The sequence below is a fragment of the Pseudacidovorax intermedius genome (assembly GCF_001476815.1).
Lineage (GTDB): Bacteria > Pseudomonadota > Gammaproteobacteria > Burkholderiales > Burkholderiaceae_C > Xenophilus > Xenophilus intermedius_A.
In genome coordinates this window covers 1-5,788 of sequence record NZ_LDSL01000163.1, presented here as the reverse complement: position 1 = coordinate 5,788, position 5,788 = coordinate 1, and the positions used below count along the sequence as shown (strand labels likewise).

General features: G+C 55.3%; 6 protein-coding genes. 5 read left to right on the top strand and 1 reads right to left on the bottom strand.

Annotated elements, in window-relative coordinates:
* From NS331_RS21925 to NS331_RS26345, 3 genes are all read left to right on the top strand, one after another.
* Positions 1-210, top strand: a 210-nt coding sequence (locus tag NS331_RS21925; protein WP_153012983.1) for a DUF2345 domain-containing protein, incomplete at its 5' end; no start/stop codon positions are given.
* A 10-nt stretch (positions 211-220) separates the two neighbouring features.
* A complete protein-coding gene (locus tag NS331_RS26350) occupies positions 221-2,545 on the top strand; it encodes a M23 family metallopeptidase (RefSeq protein ID WP_153012982.1) in 2,325 nt (774 codons plus the stop codon).
* Positions 2,538-3,188: a hypothetical protein gene (locus NS331_RS26345; RefSeq protein ID WP_153012981.1), complete on the top strand. Its 651-nt coding sequence runs from the start codon at positions 2,538-2,540 to the stop codon at positions 3,186-3,188. Before NS331_RS26350 ends, NS331_RS26345 begins: the two co-directional genes overlap by 8 nt.
* A 161-nt stretch (positions 3,189-3,349) precedes the next feature.
* Here the strand turns inward: NS331_RS26345 and NS331_RS21920 are convergent, their stop codons facing one another.
* Positions 3,350-4,387, bottom strand: a complete 1,038-nt coding sequence (locus NS331_RS21920) for an IS30 family transposase (RefSeq protein ID WP_058644063.1) — start codon at positions 4,385-4,387, stop codon at positions 3,350-3,352.
* A gap of 80 nt (positions 4,388-4,467) precedes the next feature.
* Between NS331_RS21920 and NS331_RS26340 the strand changes: the two genes are divergently transcribed.
* Positions 4,468-5,088 carry a hypothetical protein gene (locus NS331_RS26340; RefSeq protein WP_153012980.1) on the top strand — a complete coding sequence of 207 codons (621 nt, stop codon included), beginning with the start codon at positions 4,468-4,470 and terminating at the stop codon, positions 5,086-5,088.
* A 176-nt stretch (positions 5,089-5,264) separates the two neighbouring features.
* The coding region (locus tag NS331_RS21915) for a transposase (protein ID WP_193758178.1) at positions 5,265-5,788 on the top strand (524 nt) is incomplete at its 3' end.

Sequence of the window (5,788 nt, the reverse complement as noted above, 5' to 3'; positions counted from 1 at the left end):
AAGAAGGTCGTGCTCATCGGAGGGGGCAGCTACACCGAGTGGAGCGCCGAGGGCATCCGCCACGGCACCGCCGGCAGCTGGCAGGAGCATGCGGCCATGCATGCGCAGGTCGGGCCCATGAGCCGGCCTATCCAAGAGGTCCCGTTACCCGCCGCAGCAGAGGCACCCACCACCGAGCATCCCGGGCATGCACCCGACTTCTCAATGTGAGCCCAGGTCCATGATCATCAGTCCCCCCTTTCTGCTGGCCAACGCCGGCTTTCCGGAAAGCTACGACATCGAGTGCGTCAACAGCGTCATGCAAGGCGGTGTGGTTGGCTCTGGCGGTTTTCCTGTCAGCCAGGGCATGGCCTGGCATGGCGGCACGCATCTGGCGGCCCCCCTCAGCGACAGCCCGGTGCGCGCCATCGCCGACGGCACGGTCATCTTCCGTCGTGACAACACCCCGCTCACTCACGGCGGAAAGGAATACAGCTGCGGTTGCGTGGTGATCCGCCACGAGACCGAGATCGGCGCCACGCCGGGCGCCAATCCCACACCTACGACCCTGACCTACTACAGCATCAGCCAGCACCTGAGCCGCCTGGACAAGGACTTGCCCGAGGTGGGCAAACCGGTGTGGCGTCGCATGCCGCTGGGCTTGGCGGGCAAGATTCGAGGCGAGGATGCACGCATCCACTTCGAAATCATCTGCGGCGACGATGATTTGGCCGCCCTCGTTGGCCGGCGCACCGGTCGTTTGATTCCGGAGCGCGATGGGCGCACCGACGTTCTCTTCGGCACCATCTATGTATACGTGCCGCGTGGCGCCGACCTGTACACCAGCCATCCCGGCGCCAATCCGCCAGCCTCGGCGTCCGTCACCACAGAGGACCTCGTATTCGGCATCGAACACGACAAAGGCGCCATCCGCCTGAGGACTTGGCGCTTGGCTGGCGGTGAGCCCGTGGGTCTGTTCGAAGAAAAGAGCTTCGCGAGCAAGTCAGACTGGAAGCCCGAATATGGCCTGTATTACGAAGCACTGGACCGTCACAAGCACACGCCTACAGGCAACAGCCCGAGCGGCATCTATGAATTGATGCGCCTGGGCCGCAAGCTTGGCCCCGACGCTTTGGCACCGGACATGCCGCATTGGCGCCGCGTGCAGTTGCCGGACGGCAGCGAGCGATTCATTAACCTCAATGGCAAGAAAACAACCAAATTCAGCGATGCGGACTTTCCGCATTGGCGCGGCTGGAGATTGGTGGATGACGACGTGACCGACGACGACAGTCGATGTGACTCGGCCATCATTCATCGCTTTCTGAATACCACGCCCGAAGGCGACCCCGTCGAACAGGACACACCGCAGACACGCAAGCAGCGTCTGTGCGCTCCCGACGTGCAGCGGCGCCTGACGCGTACCGTGTGCAAATTTCCGACCGAATGGTCGAAGGAGGATGTGGAGCTGCGCTGGCGCTGGACCAAGGAGCGCAGCCCCTACAACGACCGTCCTGTGGACGAAGCGGGATTTCAGCAGATGGTGGCGTTCGCCAAGCAACTGTGCTTCTGGGAGGACTTACCCGACTCCGACCGCCAGCGCCTAGGCAAGAAGCATTGGCACTGGCATCCCAGAGAATTCATCCTGCATATGCGCCAATGCATGTGGCTGAGCGTGTGCGAAATGCTGCAATTGCTGCCAAGTCATGCGGTGCGCAGGGGCACATACAAAGATGCGCAGGGTGTCCAGCATCCAGCGATCCTTTGGGAAGGGGTCCTCGGCCCCAAGCCTAAACCCTCTGATCGGACAACTGTCCACAAGATCCTCTCCAATCACCGGATTCCCCTAAATCAAGCATTGCGAAAATGGGGCATAAACACGCCAATACGGTTGGTTTCTTTTTTTGGAAATTCAATCCAAGAGACGACTTGGTGGCAGAGCCTTTCAGAGGGAAACGGGGCAGCTTTGGTATATGCGCCATGGTATGGGCGCGGCTTCTTACAGATGACCAATCCCGACAACTACATAGATTACTGGCGATACCGAGGAAGAGCGTTCCCTGTCAAACTGGGAACAACGTTGATCGACGCAGCAAAGAAAAAGAAATGGGGCGCATTGCAAGATACCAACTTCCCTGAAATAACACAAAAAATTATTCAATGGAGGCAAGAAATTGCCGGAGATATCTCGATAGATGTAGATGAGGGCAATTGGGCCCCCTCAGATAGCGCTGGATTTTATGCTGCCAAACAGGGGCTAAACTTTTATGCAGACGGCGTTCACATATTTGAACGGATGGTAGTTCCCACTGTGAACAGCAAAGGTCAGAGCATGGGAGATAAAGTTTATTATCGCAGTCAAGCCTTTTGGAAGGTCTCGGCAGGAGTCAACATTCCCGGAGAAGTCAATAACACGTACTCCACGATTCTCAATGGATTCGAATCTAGATGCTCTGGGTACGGAGTAGCCCTAGCGGTGCTAACAGAAACCCATTTGCCGAACGCAAACGGGCATTTATCACTCGACTACCCCGAAGGGTATGTGCCACGAAAAAACAATGCTTAATAAAGCAATTTTATTTCTAATTGTTGCATCTTTCATTTATGCTGTTCATGCAAATGAATTTAAGGAAAATTCCAATAAAATAAATTATGAAACATTAGATATGGGGAAGAGTTGTAAAATAAGATTCATTATTTCTGCTAATTTTAAATATCAAATCGGGAATGGTGGAAATCCAAAAAATAATGTTGGAGGCATAACTATATATCCTATTCCAAACGCTTGGAAATCAAATATGGATACCCTAACCCTGTCTTTTTCGTGCAAGGAAAAGAATTACATAGATAATCCACAACCCTCCGGCATCTACGATAAAAAACTTGAAAGGTGGAAGAAAGCTCCAAAGGAGTTGCGCAATTATCTTAAGCAATCTCAAGACTACAGTGACCCCGACTTTCTGAACTCCACTATAGCTGCAATGCGTGTTTACGACATCAAAACACCTAATGCTCAAGGATGGGCTGACACGAGCGATCAACTCACGGGGGACGACGCCGGACGCACAAGATATATGAGCTTCTGCATCTATCACGCTTCCAAAGCACTTTGCGGACTTGGTAAAGTAGGTCTTTTGCGTGATGGCCCAAGAGGAGACCTGGTGCCTCACGCGCTAAAAATCCTTCGGAGTATTGAATTTCTCGAATAGGGATTAATTCAAAAACAAAGCCATTGATCAGTCCAAAATCAAGATATTCTTACTACATATCGAGTTTTGTCTAACCAGGAAATTCGGAAATGGGCTCGTTCCTCGACAAGTTGAAAAAAGAAGCCTGGCGGATTCAAACCTGAAGTGCAACACCCACGCTTTCAGTGAACGGTGTTGGATTGTGGCTCGGAGTGCGTGATCAAGAGTTGGCGGTACACGGCCAATGGCGTTCTCACGCCCAGACCCTTGCGGGACCGGTTGTTGATCTCGTCGGCGATGGCGTCGAGTTGCTCCTGGCTGTAGCCGCTCAAGTCCGTGCACTTGGGCAGGTACTGGCGCACCAGCCCATTGACGTTCTCGTTGGAGCCGCGCTGCCAGGGGCTGTGCGGATCGCAGAAGTACACCGCCACGCCCGTGTTGGCCGTCAGCTCCTTGTGTCGTGCCATCTCCCGGCCCTGGTCGTAGGTCAGCGTCTTGCGCATCGGCTGGGCGATGCTGCGCAGCTTGTCCGTGAAGGCCTGCAGCACGCTGGCCGCACTGGCAGGTTTGGACTGGTGCAGCTTCACCAGCATCAGCAGCCGGCTGGTGCGCTCGACCAGCGTGCCCACCGCGCTGGCGTTGGCCTGACCCTTGATCAGGCCGCCCTCCCAATGGCCGGGGAACTGCCGGTCTTCGACCTCGGGTGGGCGCACGTGGATGCTGAGCATGTCCGCAATTTGCCCGCGCCGATCCTGGCCCTTGCTGCGGGGCGTGCGCTGGTTGTGCACCTGGCGCAGGCAGGCCACCAGTTCGCGCTTGAGCTCGCCCACAGGCTGGGCGTAGATGCAGTTGTAAATCGTCTCGTGCGACACGCGGTAGGGATGGCCCTTGGGATAGATGCTCGCCAGTGTCAGGGCAATCTGTTCGGGCGACCAGCGCCAGCCCAGGCACTGGCGCACGACGCCGAACATGACGCCTTCGGGATCGAGCTTGCGGGCAGGACGCGCGGCCAGTCTGCGTTGCCGGCAGCGGGTGCGCGCCGTGACGTTGGCGTAACCGCTCGAATCGGCGTTGCGTTGCAATTCGCGGTTGACGGTGGACGGCGAGCGCCCCAGCACACGGGCCATGGCGCGCACGCCCAGCCCCTGTTGGCGCAGGCTCGCCAGCGTCAGGCGATCCTCAGGCTGCAGGTGGTATGTCTTCGTCGAAGTGCTCGGCATCTTCTGACCTTATCGAATGGCAGGCGTTGCACTTCAGGTTTGAATCCGCCCCCTGAAGTTTCATTCCAAGAAAGCCATGAATGAGGCGTTTATTTCCAATTTTTTCTGCGCTTTTTCTTTGCTGCATTTTTCTCGATTTGCACGCTGATCCGGCGAAATTAATAACTCAAGGTTATGTTCCGGTCTCGACCCCCGGTGCCTACGATATACATACAAGTTTCGACGCCTGCAAAATGAAATTAGCTGTTCCAAATAAAGGACGAATATGGTTTGACGGAGATTGGAGTGTGTTTATCGATCAAGGCAAGCAGAAAACTATAAAAAAGAACGATGCTCATATTTTAAGAAGCCGAGTTTCATGGTCAGTGGAGCCTCCGAAAAAATATGACAATTACTGGGTTTGGATCTCTTGCGACCCTCCTGATGATCCGCAGGGCTTGGTTCTCGATAACAACGCCGATCCTTGTACACTAAAAAATTTCGTTGCAAATCCTAAAAGCGCCCTTCTTGATGTTCGCCAATCGCAAGGCCTACCGATGCGTGCTGTCATCTCAAAAAATGAGTCGGATTACTCATTTGCTTTTTGTTTTTACAACTCTAAACAGGCCATTATCGGCGGTGGTGAAACAAAAAATGGCACATCTAATATTGAATCTATAAAATCAATTATAGAATCGATTTCTATTGATGATGGTAAATAATGGAGGCCGCGGGAAATCCTATTTGGGATACTCTCCACGAATACCGTTCTTAGTCCGCCCTGAACAACCCGTAAGCCGTTGATCTTGCGTGAAGTTTTGTGGCTGAGTGGGCGCTGGACTTGCAAGGTATAGATTCAGTTGAGCCCGTTTTCTTGCAAATTCCTCCAAGGAGTCCGATGGGTCCGAAGCCTTCGCATCCACACACGGCCGAGCTGTTCCGTCCAAGGCTGGACGAGCAGATCAACATGAAGCACCCGCTGGTCAGGCTGGCGGCGCTGATCGACTGGACCGAGATCGAGCGCACCTTCGCGGTCTCGTTCACTTCTGGCCGCGGCCGGCCCGCCTTGCCACCGCGCCTGATTGCCGGGCTGCTGTACCTGCAGCACACCTTCGATGCTTCCGACGAAGCCGTGGTCAACACCTGGGTCGAGAACCCGTACTGGCAGTTCTTCTGCGGCGAGACCTATCTGCAGACCGAAGCGCCCATCGATGCGTCCAGCCTCACGCGCTGGCGCCAGCGCGTGGGGGAAGAAGGCGTTGAAGCGCTGCTGGCTGCCAGCATCGACGCTGCCCGGCGTGGTGGCGTGATCCAGAAAGCCAGCGTGCAGCAGGTCATCGTGGACACCACGGTGATGCCCAAGGCCATTGCGCATCCCACCGACGGCCGACTGCTGGACAGAAGCCGCCAGCACCTGGTCAA

Bases quoted from the DNA above. Each gene is read 5' to 3' on its own strand.
- NS331_RS26345 (WP_153012981.1), top strand. From the start codon at position 2,538: ATGCTTAATAAAGCAATTTTATTTCTAATTGTTGCATCTTTCATTTAT.
- NS331_RS26340 (WP_153012980.1), top strand. From the start codon at position 4,468: ATGAGGCGTTTATTTCCAATTTTTTCTGCGCTTTTTCTTTGCTGCATT.
- NS331_RS26350 (WP_153012982.1), top strand. From the start codon at position 221: ATGATCATCAGTCCCCCCTTTCTGCTGGCCAACGCCGGCTTTCCGGAA.
- NS331_RS21920 (WP_058644063.1), bottom strand. From the start codon at position 4,387: ATGCCGAGCACTTCGACGAAGACATACCACCTGCAGCCTGAGGATCGC.